Below are 19645 nucleotides of genomic sequence, written 5' to 3'. Positions count from 1 at the left end.
ACGAAGCCGGCAACGATGAATACTTGCCGAAAACAATTTAAGTGCATTGCAATCTACTCGAACGGGAAGAAAAATCCGAATCTTTTGACGAATTCGCTGAAATCGATCGATGAAACAATCGTGTCTTGATCGAAGTCCAATGCGTCTGAGATTGGGTCATTGACCTGAATACCAAACCGGTCAACAAATCTGCTGAAGTCAGGTGACGTCACGATTCTGTCACCGTCAGTATCACCGAACAGTCGATAAAACGCGTCCGTGGCAGAATCCCCGAATCTCAGTGAGTCACCATCAACTCCATTGCCATCGGAATCGAATCCAAATCCGTCTACACTCACGATTTTAGTTCCATCAATCGTGAGTTGGTAATTTCCGTCGACTAGCGAACCATATTCGACGAAGGTTCCGCTGAAGGTGAGGTCGGCGATGGTGTGGCCGTCTTCGTCCAGACGGGTGATGTAGGCGACGTCCACGTTGCCTCCGTCTGGGCCGCGTTTGATGACGGTGAATGCGCCCGGGGCAATTGTTACTTCAGCGTCGAATTGGATGGACAGTGATTCCACGCGTGATCGCTGGGGCGTGCCGTCACCTACCGTGATGTCTTCTTTGGTGACCTCGACAAGGTTGTTGACCCCGAGCGTCAACGACTTCTCGAATACCAGGCCAGCACCGTCGGTGACGCGCACACGGACGGAGTAGCTTGCTTGAGTCTCATGATCAAGCACTTCGCTCTGTCGGAGGAGCAGTTGGTCCGCCGTGATTAGGAAACGACCGTTATCAGTATCGCCAACCCCCGAGACCAGCTCATAACCGTGCGTGTCATCCTCGTCGGCGTCAACGGCGGACAAGTTTGCGAATAGCAGGTCGGCTGCCGAGGTGTCTAGATTCTCGTTGACCGAGTCAGTATCGAGAAGAATGTCCTCGGGAGCTTGAGGCGGCCGCTCCAGCACGACGGTATCTGAGCTCCCATTACCAAAGTTGCCCGCGGTATCCGTAAAGCTTCCTGACGGGATGTCGATGGTCCCGATGCCGTCCACTGTTGGATCCGCCGTGAAGGTCGCGGAGTAATTCATCCCGCTTCCCGAGAAATCCGACAACGTTCCGTTGGACACCGACACGTCCGCTGCCTCAAAGCCACTGACGTCTTCGCTGATTGTAAACGTGACGACGGATGTACTGTCATTCTCATTGAGCACCGTATCGACGATGTCCACGACCACCTCGGGATTGAGCGTGTCAATGTCAACCGAATCCGAGGCAGCTAATCCCGCATTGCCAAACGCATCCGAATAGCTGCCAGCGTTGACGGACACGGTTCCGGTTCCATCGAATCCATCCACGGCAGTGAATGTTGCCGAATACGTCGTACCGCTACCGTCGAAATTTGAAATCGCTCCGTTGGTCACGACCACGTCGCCGACGTCAAAGTCGGTTGTTGTAGCACTGAAGGTGAATGTGACGTTGCTTGCGTCGTCTCCATCAAAGAGCTGCGTGTCGATGATATCAACCATGACCGAAGGTGGCATATCGTCGTCCGTAACATCAACAGTCCCGTCGGTGCCCGCGTGACCAGTTGCGGTCGCCGTGATGGTGACGGTTTGGGTTCCGTCCACAATCCGATCGTCTACGCCGGAGATAGGGACCGGGTCGGACACGCTTTGGCCTGCGGGAATTGTCACGGCAAGTGGAATACGTGCTTCCCCGTTGTCACTCGTCGCAATTGTCACCGTGAGCGGGTTCGTCGTATCGGTGTTGCGACTGACCGTCGCAGTGGTTTGGCCCCCATTTTCCGAGATCTCAGCGTCAGCAATCGAAAGTCCCAATTCTGCCACGTCGTCATCAGTCACGTCGATGGTTGAACTCCCTGACGCAATGGCTGCCCCGTAGCTGAACTGAAAGTTATCGAACTCAATCGTTGCTGGCGTCGGACCAAGATTGTTTCCATCCTTCATGTTCAGACGAATAATGGCACGATCCATGATCACTGATTCAGTGTTGACTGCAACGCCATCAATGTAGGAGGTTGCAGTCATCGTGTCGGCATCGTAGGTCAATTTCAGCTGGTGCCACTGAGTCTGTTCGTCACCAAATCGATTCTGTACTAACTTGTGGCCGGTGAATTCGTCGTTGTGTAGCCAGACGCGATAATGGTTCTCGCCAAAGAAGTACAAACCATACGTTTGCGATGTCCCTTGACCCTGCGGACGACGGCCCAGGGTGAGCCAAGCCATCGCGTTTCCTTCGGGGACACGAAAGTCAACGCTGGCTTCAAAGTCCGAACCCGAGAAGATCGTGGCGCTTTCGACTTTGCTGTCGGCAAAGGTACTTGGAGCGGTAGGGCTGTGGATTCGTAGTGCACCGTCAACCTGAGTGATCGTTGAATCGGGGATCCCGGCACTCACGTTCCAAAACGAGTCAATGGTTGGACCGGAGAAATCGTCAACGTACTGCTGTGCGAGGCTGCTGACAGTGGATGTGGATGCGGTGATTGTGACCGTCTGCGTACCATCAACAACGGCATCGTCAATTCCGTTGATCACGAACGGAGCGGACGTCGCTTGGCCTGCAGGGATGGTGACCGTTTGCGGCAAAGTGACCTCGCTGGTATCGGATGCGGCAATCGTCACGATCAGTTCCTCGGTCGTGTCCGTATTGCGGGTGACGGTTGCCGTCGTCGAGCCTCCGTTCTCGGAAATAGAAGCGGCGATGATATCGACGGTCAGCCCCGGCGCTTCATCGGTCAGAATCATCCCGTCTGCAGTCGCGACGTCGATGGTCGACGAAGCACTCGCGTTGCTTAGCGTGACGCGGAAACCCTCGTCGGCTTCAGCCAGCACATCACCTGTGACGTCAATCGTGATGAGCATGGATTCCTGTGCATCGTCAAACGCGAGCGTTCCTCCCGGCAAAACTCCAGTGAAGTCATTCGCGTCTGCCGCGTTGGCTCCGTTGCCGGAGACCTGATAGTCGACACTCGCCGCACCGCTTGTGTCACCGCTTCGCGTCACCGTGAAGGTAAACTTTGTCAGGCCGGAATCACCTTCCAGCTTCGTGGCTTCGGTCGCCGTGATTGAGAATTGTGGCAACGTTGTCGAATCTCTTTCAAAGGCACCAACGTCGACATTAGATCCAGACAGTCGCGGGAAACCTGTTCCACGCTGCTCCAAGTTTTCAGTGGATGTCGTATCGCCAGCGTCCAGTGCCGGACTGCTTGCCAGTACGGCGTGCGTCAGCGTCGGACCACCGTTGTCAGCCAGGGGATTCAAACCAGGATTGACGACAAAGGTTTGGTCTGATGGCCCGGTGAATCGGTCGGGCACGGCGGTACCGTTTCCGATGACATTGAACCCGTCGCTGAACACCGAATCCAACGGGGCTGCAGGACCGGCGAAGACAATTTGATCCACATCGCTGATGCCGTTACCCGAGATGATGCTGGAATAGATCGTTGTCACGATCGCAGATGTCTGAGAGGAGGTGAAACTGGCCACACCTCCGCCGTTATCCGCTGGCGCCGAGTTGTTCGTCACGGTGCTGTGATTGAGATCGAACGAACCGGCGAAGTTGGCGATGCCACCTCCGTAAACGCCCGCACTATTACCCGAAACCGTTGAGTTTGTCACGGTCGCCGTGAAGCCAAGCCCGTCAAACGCAACGCCCCCACCTGAGCCGGTGACGGAGTTCCCTGAGATCGTACTCCCGAGAATTGTCAGATTGCCGCCACCGACCGTCACACCACCACCGGTTACGCTGTCGGCCGACGACATATTGCTTGAGATCGTACTCTGCGTCAGCGTCAAATTTCCATTGATCACGAGAACGCCGGCACCGACGCTCAAATCGCCTGTCATGGCGTTGCCATCGATCAAGCTATCTTGAATCAAGACATTGGATCCTAGCGAATGGATGCCGCCTCCCAACGCCGACGGCGCAGTTGTCGTGTTGTTGGAGATGACTGAGTCGGTGATGGTCAAGTCACCGTTGCTATGCATAATTCCGCCGCCATCACCGAGTGATCCGCCGGCAACGTTGCCGGTGATGACGACGTCGGTGAGCATAAGATCGCCCGATGAAAAGATCGCGGCACCACTGTTAGGGCTGCCCGTATTGCTGGGACGTCCACCGGTGATCGTCAGCCCCTGAAGTTCAAACGAACCAACGTTCAGCGATTGAAACACGCGAAAAGCATCACCACCACTGATCGTCATGCTCGACGATCCCAGACCAGTGATCGTTAAATCGTCGGTTACTTCCAGCTGATCGACGGTCAGCGTGATGGTGCCGCCAGATAGTGCGGTCGCAAACTCGATTGTGTCGGCACCGGCTTTGAAGTTGGCCAATTCGATTGCCTCTCGCAACGACAGGTCACCGGGCGAGAAATCTCCATCACTTTCGTCGGTGAGCGTGTCGACAATCAAAGGGGCGGCCGAAACGATCGTTAACTGGTGATCCTCGACTTCTCCGTCGGCCGCGGTCCCGGTGACGCCAAGTCCACCAAGGGTACTCACCCTAAATCTGGCATACGTGTTCCCGCTGACAACGTTGTCACCGGTGTCTTGCGGAACCGCAAAGCTAAGGACTTGTCCGCCGTCACTTGTTCCCAAATCAAAACTGGTAAAGATTTGTTCGCCGGGATCCGCCCAGTCACCGTCACGATTGAAATCGATCCAAGCATCGAGTCGGTTAGATAACGGGTCAGCGTTTTGCAGCTCCACGACGACTGTCCCGGTCAAGGTCGCGTCAGCGGCGGCGAAGACGACGCCGCTAGTGAAAACCACGCCGTCTTCATCGTCCGAACCATTTTCTTCGTCAAACTTGGCTTCTGAAGAATTCACTCCGTCGAGTTCTGCGTCCGCTAGGAAACCGAGGAAAGGACCACCCGCGGTCACATCGTGACTGGCACCCGAGTCGGCGAGTGTCACCGGGTAACCGATCGGCGCGTCCCCGAAATCAAAGCTCGAAGCATCGTCGTCCGTTACATCGACACTGGATGATCCGCTAAATGGAATGACTCCAGAAGAAATCTTCGCGATTTGAATGTCCGAGAGGTTTCCACCAAGTACGAGCAGACTGGCATCCGGAGTCATCGCAGACGCGAGAGTCAGTTGTGAGGAATTGCTCCCCAGCGAGGTGACCAAACGTCCGTCGCCATCGAAAGTACTATCGAGCGATCCGTCGCTATTGAGTCGCACGACAGCGGCTCGATTTCCTCCGACGGGTGTCGTGTATCCGACGACAAACAGTTTTCCATCGATTCCGATTTCCAGAGACGTCGCAAAGTCATCCGAACCTGCGACGTCGAGGGTGACCAATCCATCTGAATCGAACGACGGATCGAGGACTCCATCGGAACTAAATCGAGCCAAAGTAAAGTCGTCCGCAAAGCTCTCTGTCGCAGTTCCCGCGATGACGATGTTGCCCTCGCGGTCAACCAAGAGGTCTGTGAAAACTTTGGTCGCCGAGGTAAAGGGCACGAATGCCTCGCCTTCGTTTCCGAACGTCGGATCGACGTTGCCAAATTGGTCACCGCGAATCATTCTTCCGTCATCACCCAACAACAAAAAGTTGTCATTTGAAAGTGACGCAACATCAATGGCTTCGGAAAACACATTTGGAAAACCAGCTACGCCCGCAGTTCCGAATGAAGCATCGAGTTGACCGTCGGGGTTGATTCGCATGGCTCGAAACAGGCTTGAGTTGTTCGAACTCAGAGCAACGAGCAGTTTTCCATCGTCGGTTAAGTCCATTCCTTCAATGGATACCAATCCAACGCTCGTTAGGTCTGCGATGCCTCCGACGCCGAATGACGAATCAAGCGAACCGTCGGGATTGAATCTTGCTAGAAATGGCGTCTCTGCTCCGTTGGCCAAAACACCGCCGATGTAGAATTTGCCATCGGGGGCGACTTCGATCGATTTCGGAAATGGCTCAGTTGGATCAAGCGGCGCGGTTCCTGACGCGACAGTTGGAACAACGACGCCGCCGGTGCCAAACGAAGTGTCGCTCGAGCCGTCTGCGTTGAAACGCTGAATAATGAGTTCAAATTCCGTGCTAGCCTCGCTAGCTGCGAGAATCTTGCCATCGGGTAGTGAGGCAATGACTCCGTGCGGCGGTTGGTACTGCGAGTCAAGCTGGGTGTCGGCTTTGCCGAACGTTCCGAAGGAGTCGTCCAAACCCGGCATTCCGTCGGCGATCCCCCCGACGACTGATGCCGTGATGGTGACTGATTGTGTGCCATCCACCGCGGTGTCGTTGAGCGCGTTTAAAGTCACATCGACCGAGTTCTGTCCGGCCGGGATCGTTGCTGTCAGGGGCACCGAGGCTTCCGACGGATCACTGTTGGTAATCACAACGTCCAACGAGTTGGTCGTGTCTGTAGCACGAGAAATCGTGACAGTGGCGCTGCCGCCGTTTTCTGAGATCGAAGCAGGGGCAATCGCAACACTCAGTGGCTCCGTTGAACCTGAGATCTGTTGGATCGCGAGCGCCGCTAACGAGACATTGTCGCCGGTATTCGGCGTGACATCGACTGTAATGTCTCCGCTGGAACTCGCGGTGACGACCTCGGCATACGACTCCAGTGCCCTGAGATCCGAACCCTTTTCACCATTCACGTGAAGATTCTGGGAGGTCAATACTTGAGTGAAGGAAACCTCGCTTCCGCTTTCACCGGCAATCGTGACCGTTTGCGTGTTGCCGTTCCCGAACACGCCCGAGTGAGCGACTACATACACTCGGTAGGACGCTCCGGCTACCAGACCGCTGAAGGTCGCCGCGTAAGGAACGCCGGCCGTGCCCACGTACACATCATCGATCTTGGAGAGTGATTGTGTGTGGGAAGGTATCGTTGCGGCGTTCAGAATCGTGTTACCGATTCCGCCACCGCTGCTGAACTGAGAAACGACATCGATGCCCGTTGGCTGTCCATCTTCCGCGATCAAGTCATTCAGACTGAAATTAAGCAAGAACGACGCGTTCCAGTTCGTTGGCGAATCGTCGGTCGGGTTATTCTCACCAAGGTCGATCCCAACCAACTGGCCCACACCCGGATCGTCATTATCGAGGATCGTGCCGGTCGCCGAACCAGCCGAACCAACGACGTAGTCATTGTTAGGATCGATCGTTAGGACAACCGTCTCGTTCCCCTCTGGGATCGAATCCGGTGTCGCGTCGACCGTGACGGTCGCGGTTGCCGACCCAGCAGCAAACGTGACGGTTCCTGTGTGGCTTGTCGTATAGTCCGTGGCTGAAGAAGCGCTGCCACTCGTCGTAAAATTCACCGTTAGCGTTCCCGACATATCACCCGTTCGCGAGAGCGTGTAGACCATGGTCTCGCTATCGTCTTCGCCAACCAGCATTGGTGCGACATCGATCGAAACGACCGTTGCAACTTCGTCATCGATGGTTGTCACAGCAACCAATTGATCCGCCAGTGCATCGAACAGGTCGTCGGAATCGAGATCGTTCACGGAGAGAGTGATGGCTGTGTTTTGGTCGCCATCGATCAGAGCGTCGTCGATGCCAGTGACGATCACCGTCTGGGCGACGTTCCAATTCTGATTGGTGAAGGTCAGCGTCGATCGATTGACAGTCGCTTCCCCGACATCTCCGCTGGTCACGTCAACGACCACGTCTGATTCCGGCTGGGCCGTCAATGCAACCATGAAGGTATCCGTCGATCCGGCTTCCGTGACGACGGTTCCAACCGGATTCGTGCTGTCGAGGTACTCGACGTCAAATTGCAGTGCCGTCGGGTCGAAGTCCCCCGTGAAGATCACGCTGACAAACATCCTGTCACCTTGATCGAGCCGCTTCGTCACCGGATCGGGTGATGTGAACAAGACGCTATTCCCAGTTACTTCTTTGTTCCAACGATCATTGGCAGAGAACGGATCAACATTGAGCACCGTGTTACCGTGCGACTCATTGATCGTGACGTCGCTTGGTAATCCCGAAAAGCTGACCCGGAATCCATCGAACGACCCGGGGGCCGGGAAGGTGGCCACACCGGTGCCGAATCCGGGCATTCCCCAACTCGGGAAACTTGTCGTGTTGGACGAAACAAAGGGCAGGCCGAATGGATCCGTTCCTGTCTCGCCGGAGCCTGACCATGCAAACATCTCACCTGGCTCGGAAATCTCAAACCCGGCAAAGTCGTCGTTGAGAATCACGCCGTCAGCACTCGCGGTGGTGAACGTCGCCGGGACACTGGGATTGCTTAGCGCCACGGTGAAGTATTCATCGCCTTCGACCATTAAATCACCACTGACATCGACCGTGATGACCTGCTGCGTCTCACCGTCGGCAAACTCGACGGAGCCGCTGGGAAAGTTACCACCGAAGTCACTCGCGTTCGCTTGGTTGGCCCCGGACCCAGTGACGAAGTAATCAATATTCGCTGGCCCTTCCGTATTAACTGATCGTGTCACAGTGAACGTGAACTCGGTACTGCCAGCATCACCTTCGTTCTTGCTGGCGTCCGTCGCGGCGATCGCAAACTCGGGATCGATTGCGACAACATTGACGGTCTGGTTAGCGGGTAGGCCAACAACATCCAAGCCCAAGAGAAAGCTTCCGTCCGAAGATGCTGGAATGGCGAACGTGCCGCCACCGGGATCGAAATCCGTTCCTCCAGAAAAATAGCCCGCGGCAAGCAGATAGTCATTCTGATCAATCTTCAAAGCCCCCAGCCCGTTGTACGCACTGGATGCTTCCGGTGCCAAATGCGATGCGAACCGGAAATCACCATCAGGCGAGAGCCCCCAAAATCCGGAAGCCGAACCCACTGGATCGATCTCAAACACATTCGCCGACGGATCAAAATCGATCGCTCGGTAAAACGAAACTCCGGCAACGACATTGCCCAGCGAATCGGTCGCAATCGTTCCCGCTGATTCGTTGACCGTGCTGCCAGCGGTACGAGCCCATTGAAACGCGCCATCGCTATCGAACTTGGAAACGAACATGTCGTACACACCGACGCTCGTCTGAATATCGGTGCCTGGGCCGGGATCGAAGTCTGTCGACGCGGTGGTTCCGCCCACGTTCGTACCGCCGAATGCTCCAGCGACGACGATGTTGTCGTTCTTGTCGACCGCCAAAGCACGCCCAACGTCAAATTCGGTGCTTCCCCAACTATTCGCCCAAACAAAGTCGCCCATCGACGTCAACTTCAGTAAGTAAATGTCGGGATTGGTGTCACTGGAGGTGCTGAGCTGAAAAGTTTCTGGGCCGAAGTCGAAGTCAAAATTGGCTCGGTATTCTCCCAACGCATACACATTGCCGGATGAATCAGTCGCAATGGCAGTCCCCCAATCGCCGACTTGATAAGTGCCGCCAACCTGCTCGATGGATTTCGCCCAAACGAAATGAAGGTTGGGATTCAGCTTCAGATAGAAGCTATTGCCATTGCCAGTCGAACCAGCATCCGGCAGAAAGAAGGTCCCCGGACTAGGATCGATGTCCGCTGTCCGGGTGTAGCTGCCGGTCAGTACTAGGTTGCCATCGGAATCCAATGCAATGTCCGACGTGTCGCCACCGAAGGAACCCGAGGCGACCAGACCGCCATCGCTATTGAGTCTCAGCAGATAATTGTCTCTAGGCCCATCGGCTACGAAACTTGCACTGCCCGCGCCTGAGTCAAAAACGACGGTTCCCGCGAACGCACCCACGGCGAAAACGTTCCCGGACGCGGTCACCTCGATATCAAGCACATCATCACTTCCGGTATCGCCAAACTGCTGGACCCAACGCAACACTCCGGCAGACGTGTAACTGGCAATGTAGGCGTCCTGCGAACCGGCCGTGCTGGTCAACAGCACTTCCGATGGTCCCGGATCCACGTCTGCGGTCCCGGTAAAGCGACCTCCCACGTACAGGTTTCCCGCCGCATCTCGCCCCACTCCTTGAATGGAGCTGAATTCGGTCGTGCTCACTGCAATCGCAAAATCAAAGGCGAGTTCGACCGACGTTGCAGTACTTTGATTGCCGTCTCCATCGACGATTGTCGCCGTGATCAAACGCGGTAAAGTCGACGGCGAGTCGGAGGCATTAGAGTACTGCGCGTTTCGCAGAACTGCCTGCGCCGCGCCTGGCGTGCTTCCTGATGCGAACGAGATTACCAGTGGCGTCGTCCCCGCACCCCCACTAAATGTCGCTATCGCAACGCCTTCATAACTGATAACGTTCGCCGAAACGCCGACCTGCCCAGGGCCGGCTCCTTGGTTGTTGATCAACAGTTGATCATCGGCCGAGGCATTGTTTGTGATCTCCAGCGTCAACACAGCCCCATCAAAATCAGGCGAATCCGAATCGACAACCGTCGCACTGGGATCGACGAGCAGGGGTCCATCGCCTTCAACGAAAGTCACCGCCAAAGATGGCAGCGTCACGACCGGAGCAAACGTTTGAATCACATCATCATTCACAATGGTCCCGTTAGCGGTCCAAGATGAAATGGTCGCTGGTGAACTCGGGTTGCTCAGCGTGACGGTAAATCCTTCATCTGCCTCGACGTCTCCATCGCCGGTGACGTCAATGGCGATCGTTTTTGTCGCTTCACCATCAGCAAAAATCACGGTGTCGCTGAGGAAGGTTCCACCAAAATCATCCGCGTCAGTGGTGTCAACTCCTGAACCCGTGATGGAATAGTCCACCGAAGCCGTTCCCGTCGTATCGTCCGATCGGGTGACCGTGAACGTAAACGGCGTGGTGCCGACATCTCCTTCGCTCTTCGTTGAATCTGTCGCAACGATGCTGAACGACGCCGTACTGATTGTGTAGACCTCACCGGTTGTGACTCCACCGCTCACCAAATTGCCGGCCGCGTCATTGACGGAACTGGCAGCTTTGTAATTCAATCCCAGCGTTCCGTTGCCACCTGTATGCGTCACGGTGATGACGTAGGAAGCTCCTGTTCCCGAAACCGAGTCAATCATCGCGCCGGTGACGCCGCTCACCGCCAATTCAAAGTCGCCCGTATCAACGTTCAAAACTGATTCGTTGAACAGGACATTGAAATCAAGCGATTGACTGGACGTCGGCGATGCGGAAGCACGCGTGATCGACTCGACTTCCGGGGCGATCAAGTCGACGATGTAGTTGGTACCGGCCCCCTGAATGTAGGCAATCGAATTGCCTGCCAAGTCCTTGATCAGGCCTGCTGGGTTATCGATCCCCAGCAACAACGGACCTTGTCCACCACCGATATCAATGGTGACGGTGTAGGTGTCACCACTACCACTGACGTTGGAAACCGTCAGGCCGCTCAGGTTGCCAGTCTGATCGGTGTGCGGATAGAACGCCGACGGAGTGATCCCCGTGACTGGTTCTGCAAACACAACTTCGTATTGAATGGTGCTCGCGTTGGTCAACGTGTCACTGGCTGGCGACACACCGCTGATCGACATCGTCGTCGGCGCGGTTTTGTCGATGGTAACCAGTTCCGACTGCGTCGCCGTTGCCGGGACAGCGTTGCCCGAGGGATCGAAAATGGTTGGTGCGTTCCCAAGCGACAAACGTGTGGTTCCATCGCCAGTGCCAGTTTCAACACGTATGCTGTACGTCGTTCCGCTGCCGCTGACTTGAGCGATCGAAGCGCCGACCAAACCGGTGGTCGTCAGCATCAAGTCGTTCACATCGAACGAATTGATGGGCTCGGAGAACACGACGTCAAACAGAATGTTGTCGGTGTTCGTTAGCAGTGCTGTCGCGGATGCAAACGTTGTGATGGTGGGAACCGTTTTGTCGATCGATACCACATCGCCGCTTAACCCGCTGACCAGCGAATTCCCGGCTGCATCCACAATCGATGCCGCAGCGTTGACATCCAAACCAATCGTGCCGTCGCCGCTGCCGGTGTTCACCGTGACAGTATAAGTATCGCCACTTCCGGTCACCGGATTGATCGACGCGGACGTGATCGCGCCGCCGCTCACGAGCGTCAAGTCACTCGCGGTGAATCCGGTGACCGTTTCGCTGAACCGCACCGTGTAGTCGATCGTCGACGCGTTCGTGCTGGATACCGGAGCCGAGACGGAAAGCACCGATGGTGCTGCTCGATCGATCGTTGCGACAGGACCAGTGAAACCAGACCCCAACGGATTGCTGAAGTCATCAGTCACCGTTCCTCCTGTGACAGCATTCAGTCCGATCGCTCCATCAAACGTGCCTGCGCTGACCGTCACCGTGTACTCGGCTCCGGTCCCCACAACGTTCGCAATCGACGCGCCGCTGATCCCAGTGCCCACCAAGCCAAAGTCGGAAGCGGTGACGTTGCTTACGGGCTCGCTGAAGACGACGTCAAAGTCGATGCTGGCGGCGGAGGTGTTCGATGTCCCGACCAGGCTGATCGAATCGACCTGCGGACCTAATCGGTCGACGACGTAGGCTTCAAAGTCGTTAGCTGGCGTGACCAACTGGTTGCCCGCAAAGTCGGTGGCGGTGCTTCGAGAAATCACGTCAAGCGAAATCGTACCTTCACCTGACCCGGGACTCACCAGGACTCGCTTCTGGGTTCCCGAGACGCTTTGGGTTGACGACACAATCGCATCCGGAAAGCCAGTCTGGTCGATTGCAATATCGCCCAGGCCAAATGCCGTGACGTTCTCGCTGAGTGTGACCAAGAAACTCAGTGACGTTGCGTTCGTGGGCGATGGATCCTCCAAGACGACCGATTCGATTGTCGGAGCGATGCGGTCGATCTGGTAAACCAAGCCAATACCGTTAATCGCATTGGGACTGTTGCCCGCTAGATCACTAAAGTTTCCATCATTACTCAATCTCAGCGAGACAGAGCCGGTCCCGGTCCCTGTATTGAGCAAAACGTCATACGTGTCACCCGACCCCGTTACATTAGCGACAAAGACGCCGGAAATGGTATCATTCGGATCGGGGAAACTAATGCGTGGCTCTAAGTTGTTGACCGAGACGCCGACAACGGGTTCTTCGAATGTGATTCGATAACGCACTTCCTGAAGATTGGTTGGTGACAAGTCCAGCGCAGACATGTTGAAAAATGCCGGGGCTGTTTTGTCAATTGTGACCGGTGATGAGGTCAGGCTCGTTGTTGGCAAGGGACTGCCAGAGGTATCCGTGATCGTTGGAGGATCAGCAATCCCAAGTTGAATTGTGCCGTCGCCATTCCCCGTTGATGCGGTGACCGTATACGTATCGGTGCTGCCGACAACGTTAGTCAGCATCGCGCCAGTGATGCCACCTCCCGTCGTCAACGTAAAATCATTCAACCCGACGCTCTGCACGGGTTCGCTAAACACGACGGTGAAATCGACCAAATCCGCATTGGTCGGACTTGATTGCACAGCTGTAATCGAAACCACCGAGGGTGGCGAATGTTCGACCGCATGCACGGGGCCGGTCTGCTGCGACCCCACACCGACACCGCCAAGTGGATTGGTCGCAAGGTCGACGATGGTGTCGTTGTCGTTGAGTGCCAACTGGACGGTGCCCTGACCGCTGCCCGTTGACACCTCAACCACATACGACGTCCCATTCCCATTGACGGAGTTAACACCAGCTCCGGTGACACCGTTAGCAATCACCGAGAAGTCATTCTGATCGACACCGTTGACAGACTCGCTGAATGTCACGTTGTATTCGATCGTTGCTGCCGATGCGGTCGGTGTTCCGATCAATGTGATGCTGTTGGCGACCGGTGCCGACTTGTCAATCGTGTAGATCTCACCGGTAGTGAACGATCCATCCTGGTTACCTTTGAGTGACTTGCCATTGCCACTGACGCGAACAATCGAATCGTCGTCGATCAAGTCGAGGCTTAGGGAACCATGGCCCGATCCGGTTAACACGTCGATGGTGTAGGTATCTCCGGTTCCGGAAACTGAATCGACGCTGGCAAATGCAAGGCCAGTCGCATCAATCGCGAAGTCAGAGGCGTCAACACCAGCTACGGCTTCGTCGAATGTCACCGTGAATGCAACGCTATTTGCATTGGTCGGATTCGCATCTGCTCGCACGATTGACAAGACTTCTGGCCCTGGCCCCGCAAGCACCCGCCTATCCTCGAGCATCTCCATCCGAAGCTGCTGTCGTCGGTAACGCTGGGCACGTATACGTTTGCGGGACTTTCGATCGCTACGCTGTCGTCCCGATTTGTTGGTCAGCCACGATCTCATCAGCATTGACTCCGACGCTTGGATGCACGTTCTGCGTTTGCTCAGGGCTCCAGAATAGCGAAGCCAGCCCGCTAACTGGGGCACAGCCAACCGCTAAGTCGGCATAATGGGAAACAAAACTCCAGTGAGAGGGGCCCCATGGCCCTCCCCATGGGCGGTGAGGTAGGTGCGTCGTCGATCATCGCAGGGAATCGTTCTCGAGACCGGACGCTTGACTCACCAAGCGTCTCACGTGGGATACATCGACGTCTGCGAAAGCACGCTGAATAAGCAAAAACTTGGTATGCGAGCGTGGTTCATTGCTTCCCAGTCTTTCCCCGATGTGGTCGCAACTTGCACCCAAGTTGTCAAACGATGACGTGTCAAAATTCAGTTCGTGAGGAATCCCTTCGGCTGCGACGTTTGCCTAAAAGGTGGCAACGACGCACATTGGTGACGCAACGGTTTCGTAGGAATCCTACCTGCCCTAATGAGATACCATGAAAGATCGGTTTAGAGGGGCAAACTTGAGTCCATCCAGCTCTGCAGGCACCTCGGAGTTCGTCATTTGCCGCAGAAGGAAAGCATGAAAGCAGAGAAGCCCTGCGTGTTGTGTGAAGTCGATCCTGCCTTCAATGAGCATCATTTGATCCCGCGTCATTGCCACCGGAAGACTTGGTGGAAGAAACGTTTTGCAAAAGAAGAGATGCAGCAGACGATCTCGGTTTGCAAGATGTGCCATCGATCGATTCACAATCTGATCCCCGACGAAAAAGAGTTGGGGCGAGATTATTTCACGATCGAAAGATTGAAAGCGCACCCAGCGTTCGCCAACTACCTGGCCTGGAAACGCCGCCGCATGTGAAGCCAACTCATGCGAGGCACCGTGCTTTAGCCAAAAGAGAAACCCACTCCGAATCGTGGTACTTGGGAGCTTCGCCTGCCTCTTCCAATCGCCAACTCGATTACTGACATGCAGATCAGTAGCGAAGTGCGCGGCAAACTTGGCGAAGGCTCGAATGCGTTCGGCGTGCCTTCGCTGCAGAAAAATTGCCGCCTCACGGAGTACACGGCCCACCTGGACCGATTCCGCACCTACAATCTGGATGCTCAGATATCGCATCGCAGCCACTAAATGGCTGCGGATTTGCCCATTTCCAAGCCTCCGGACTGGTACTCCTTGAATGAAGTCTGCTCGCATCAAGCCGTTCCACCTGACAGCCTTCAGTTGGCTGTTGCTGGCCATCGTTTGCAATCACCCCAGTCCGGTGAATGCGCAACACGAATTCGACTCGGACATTGAAGAACTTCTCGCCGAGGTCAATTCACATCTGATGAATCGCGAATACGTTGAGCTGAACCAACTCATCGACAAGACGCGAGAACAAAACCCATATTCCATCAATGGCACTCCGCTCCTCACCGCCATTTACGAGCATCTAGGATCGCCAATCCGAACAACACGCCAAACAGTTGTTTCGGTCAACGATCGAAAACAAGTCCTGAATGCTTGGATCTCGTCTGAGCCATCGGTTGGTGCCTACGTTGCGATGGCAGACTGCATGTTGACGCTCGCCTTTCGACATCGTGGAGGAGGGTTCGCTTCCACCATCCCGCCATCGAGGCTGGCGCCCATGCACGAAGCTCTCGAACAGGCGGAAGCAGCACTGGACCAAGCCGAAGCCTACGCGACTGACGGAGACATCGCTGATGCCGGAATTCCTCTGTACCGCATGCGAGTTGCGAGACTGACCGGTGCCGATCGGGAAACCATGCAACGATACCTCAATGAGTCCGCCGAAATTGATCCATGGCTTCAGCCTCCGATCGGTGCCATGTGCCAATACTTGCAACCGCGTTGGTACGGCGAGGAAGGAGACTTGCTTGCGTTCGCAGAAAATTGGTCGGACGAAATGGCATCGCAAACAGGTGATTATCCCTACGCCATGGTTGCTTGGAATACTTTCAACTCCAAAGACGCGACGCATTTCTCGGAAGACGGCTTTCAATGGCCTCGGATGAAACGTGGAGTCCTTCAATGGCTTGAACAAGTTCCTGATTCACCGATGCGTTTGGGAGGAATTGCATACTTCGCCCACCTCGCCGGCGATCGCGAAACAGCGCGGGCGATGATCGAACGATTGGAGGGCCGCTGGATTACCGGTACATGGCCAGACTTTGCGAGCCATGAACGAACCGTGCGATGGGCTTTCGACACCGACTCCCTCGGGGACTCGCTACTCGTTGCCGAGCTAGGCCCAAAAAGGATTACCAAAGTAAGTTTGCTGGATGAAGGACAGCGATTCATTGCCTTCAATCGCAATCGCAAAGCGACGGAGATCATCGCCTACGACACCGAAACGGGCAACGAATCCTATCGCACCCCGGTCTGGCCAGAGAACCTGAGTTTCGTCTCGGATCAACCCGTAGGTGATTCAATTGACATCGGGATGCAAATTCGCGGTCGCACCACGATCCTCCGCGGTGATCCAGAAACGTTGGATTTCGCCACCATTGGACAAAGCGATGGCTACATCCAAAGCCTAACGACGACGGAAGATGGAAAGGTGGTTGCCATGTCGGACAGCGGTGGAAACATCAAGTTTTGGCTTATCGAGGACGCACCAATTCCGCACGAATGGAAAGACGCCCTTCCCAACGGCACATCCACGTTGGCCCTATCACCAAACGGCGACCGGATCTTCGCCGGTTGCGACCAATCGCTTCGCATGTGGAGCACGGAAACACGCCAACTCGTTCACACATTTACGACCAACACACCGCGAATCCACAGCGTTGACTGGTCTTCCGATGGCAAGCTTCTGGCGGCCGCCGGTGCGGGAAACAAAATCGAACTTTGGAATGCGGAGGACTTCTCCAAACTCGGTGAAATCGAACTGTCAGCGGAATTCATCACCTCCATTGAAATCTCCCCCGATGGCAGACAATTGGCCGCCGGCACATGGTCGGCCAGCGTTCCCACGAAACCTGGAGAAGTCATCCTGTGCGACATCGAGGGGCAGTACGTTCTTAAAACACTGCATGGACATCGCATGAATGTCCACGATGTCACGTTCACACCCGACGGCAGCAAAATCCTCTCCGCCAGCGACGATGGCAGCGTCCGCATTTGGGACGCATCGCAGGACTGATCGCAACGTCGCCCCGAGCTCCATCTCGGTCGCCCCTCGCCGCACCATAAAATCGCACCATAAAATCGCACCATAAAATCGCACCATAAAATCGCACCATAAAATCGCACCATTTGATCCAAGCCTTGGATGCACCTCATGCCGATCCGAATCGATCTCATCGCCGCCTGTCTCGTTCTCACATGCATCACTTCCGTCCCTGGCCTCTCGATTTTTGGATTCTCCAGGTCCAGCGTCTTCGCGGCCGAGCAGGAGCCCAAGCCTCAGTTGCGTTTGCAATACCGGTCGCAGAACCAAACACTGCTCTACGTTGCGGGCCAAGGGCAAGCGGAAGCAGACAAGGCAAAAACAATCTGCGATGAGCAAAATCTTCCTTTCAAATCCATTTCGACTTTGGAGTCCTTGCCGCTCGATTGCTCAAGTGAGCATGCCATTATCATTGGCAGCAATGCGATTGATTTCCTGGGCTGGCACAAAGACAAAACCAGAACCGCCGAGGTGTTTCAAACACTCGAAAGTTTCGTTGCCCGGGGCGGCCATCTGTTCTTCTTTGGGTCCTACAACGGACGCAATTCCGAACAACTACAAACGTTCGGCATTCAAACCACTCACTATCACAACGACTACTTCGAACAAGTTCCCGGCAGAACAGAGGTTTTGTTCAAAGGATATGAATCCACCATCCCATCGCCCCCGTTGGTGCACTCCTTTGGCAACGTGATCGTCGCAGAGGACCGCGAATCCGCTGTCATGTTGAAGCGAGGGAAATCAGGCGACCCAGACAATCGAAAAGCTGAACACGATCCCGACTCACCCGCCTTGGTAACGGTTGCCTACAAGCGTGGACGCGTTTCTTACTCTCCGATTGAACCACAATCCGGCGGCATGTGGCTCGTTCCCATCGTTGTGAACTGGATCGCTTTGGGTGCGCCAACCAATGCGAACCAGATCCATGAGAAGGTGGTCGTGCCCGAATCCATGCTGCCAACTAAAAACTCAACGCGAGGGCCAAACCTCACCCGCAATGACCTTCAAGAAGCTCAGGCCAGATTCCAAGCGTTGTTCGCCACGGAGGTCGCTAGTTCGAGAACACCCAAACAACATCAGTCGCTCGCGCAAAAGATCGTCGACGAAGCGACGGCCTCCACTAATCTGGTCGAACGCTATGTCTTTCTTCGGGTCGCCTGCCAGCAATTCGCCAAAGGAGAACAGTTTGCTAGAGCAGCCGCAGTGCTGTCGGATTTGTCAAACGAATATCAGTTCGATCTTCACCACGCCCGTTTGAGATTATTGAAGGTCGCGGAGGAATTGGCGTCCAACGACAAGAGCGATACGAACAACATTCAGGACATAGTTGAGATCACACTTGCCTGGGCAAACCAGTCTGCAAAGCGACATCAATACGTCAACGCAACGAAGATGCTATCCCTCGCAAAATCAGCCGTCGCAAATGCAGCCCCTCAGAATCTTTCGCGATTGCTCGCCAATCGCTTGGATGAACTGCAACCGATTGCTCAGTCCGAGGCGTCGATCAAGAGTGAGCTGGAGTCTTCTGCGGACGATCCCAAGACGCGGGTGGGAAAGTTCTTCGCACTCACGTGTGGGGACTGGCAGAAAGGACTTCCGCTAATCGCTGATGGCGCCGATCCCTCTTTTCAATCACTTGCAAAAAAGGACCTCGCTTCGCCCGAGAATTCAGAGACGCAACTTGAATTAGCGGAGGCCTGGCAAGCCACATCTGAAAATCTCACAGGGACGGAGGCCATCGGCGCGAAGAAAAGGGCTCGCCATTGGTATCTGGCAGCACTCCCGCGAAGACCGGGATCCGAACGTGAACAAATTCAGTCACAGATCTCGACGCTCGACCTTCCCAAAACATCGCTGACCATCGAACTGGAGCTGGACGGTGCCGCTCGAATGGAAATCACCTCCGAAGGCATTCGCTGGATCCATCACTACGGATCGGTCCCATCCGACGTCAAGCTGAACGACGTGCCGTGGATCCCAGCCGATGTGCCTTACTATCAAAATAGTGGCGTCACTCGATTCATGCCGGTCGAGACGTCTCTGCAAATGCCACAGCTGGAGAAGACAAAAGGCCGAGGCTTGGTCGCGTTGGAACGCAACAAAGATGGGCAAGTCATCGTCAACTTGAACGACGTCTCCACCGGTTCTGATCAATACCAGTTCACGATCGTTCTCACCCGTTGACCGAGACGTTTCGCCTGGGTTCAGACTCGGGTTTCCGAACCAAGTGGGTGAACGCTTCGAAGGCTTCCCCTGCCGGATACAGGATTGGTAGAGATCTAAAGTCCGCATCCCGCGTTCGACCCTACCGCGAGGTCCCGCGTTACCAAGCAACGC

Annotated in this window: 5 protein-coding genes; 4 read left to right on the top strand and 1 reads right to left on the bottom strand. The window is 55.2% G+C overall.

All coding sequences use genetic code 11. The features are described from left to right. Positions 1-53: 53 nt before the first annotated feature. The gene (locus CEE69_RS33060; RefSeq protein ID WP_449314199.1) at positions 54-14156 is read right to left on the bottom strand and encodes an Ig-like domain-containing protein; all 14103 of its coding nucleotides are present in this window, start codon (positions 14154-14156) and stop codon (positions 54-56) included. A 559-nt stretch (positions 14157-14715) separates the two neighbouring features. Between CEE69_RS33060 and CEE69_RS04110 the strand changes: the two genes are divergently transcribed. The 4 genes from CEE69_RS04110 (at position 14716) to CEE69_RS04100 (ending at position 19492) form a co-directional block, all read left to right on the top strand. After that, on the top strand, positions 14716-14994 hold the full coding sequence (locus CEE69_RS04110; RefSeq protein ID WP_099259457.1) for a hypothetical protein: 279 nt from the start codon (positions 14716-14718) through the stop codon (positions 14992-14994). Positions 14995-15102: 108 nt separating this feature from the next. Continuing rightward, on the top strand, positions 15103-15264 hold the full coding sequence (locus CEE69_RS32355) for a hypothetical protein (RefSeq protein WP_158230952.1): 162 nt from the start codon (positions 15103-15105) through the stop codon (positions 15262-15264). 49 nt (positions 15265-15313) lie between these two features. After that, entirely contained in the window at positions 15314-17281 is a 1968-nt protein-coding gene (locus CEE69_RS04105; RefSeq protein ID WP_099259456.1) for a WD40 repeat domain-containing protein, read from the top strand. A 138-nt stretch (positions 17282-17419) separates the two neighbouring features. Beyond that, entirely contained in the window at positions 17420-19492 is a 2073-nt protein-coding gene (locus CEE69_RS04100) for a hypothetical protein (RefSeq protein WP_099259455.1), read from the top strand. Positions 19493-19645 lie beyond the last annotated feature (153 nt).

The organism is Rhodopirellula bahusiensis, from assembly GCF_002727185.1.
Lineage (GTDB): Bacteria > Planctomycetota > Planctomycetia > Pirellulales > Pirellulaceae > Rhodopirellula > Rhodopirellula bahusiensis.
Note: the sequence above shows the minus strand (reverse complement) of the source record. Positions and strands in the feature narration are given on the sequence as shown.

Coding starts and splice junctions, on each gene's coding strand:
- CEE69_RS33060 (WP_449314199.1), bottom strand. CDS start 14,156: ATGCTGATGAGATCGTGGCTGACCAACAAATCGGGACGACAGCGTAGC.
- CEE69_RS04110 (WP_099259457.1), top strand. CDS start 14,716: ATGAAAGCAGAGAAGCCCTGCGTGTTGTGTGAAGTCGATCCTGCCTTC.
- CEE69_RS32355 (WP_158230952.1), top strand. CDS start 15,103: ATGCAGATCAGTAGCGAAGTGCGCGGCAAACTTGGCGAAGGCTCGAAT.
- CEE69_RS04105 (WP_099259456.1), top strand. CDS start 15,314: ATGAAGTCTGCTCGCATCAAGCCGTTCCACCTGACAGCCTTCAGTTGG.
- CEE69_RS04100 (WP_099259455.1), top strand. CDS start 17,420: ATGCCGATCCGAATCGATCTCATCGCCGCCTGTCTCGTTCTCACATGC.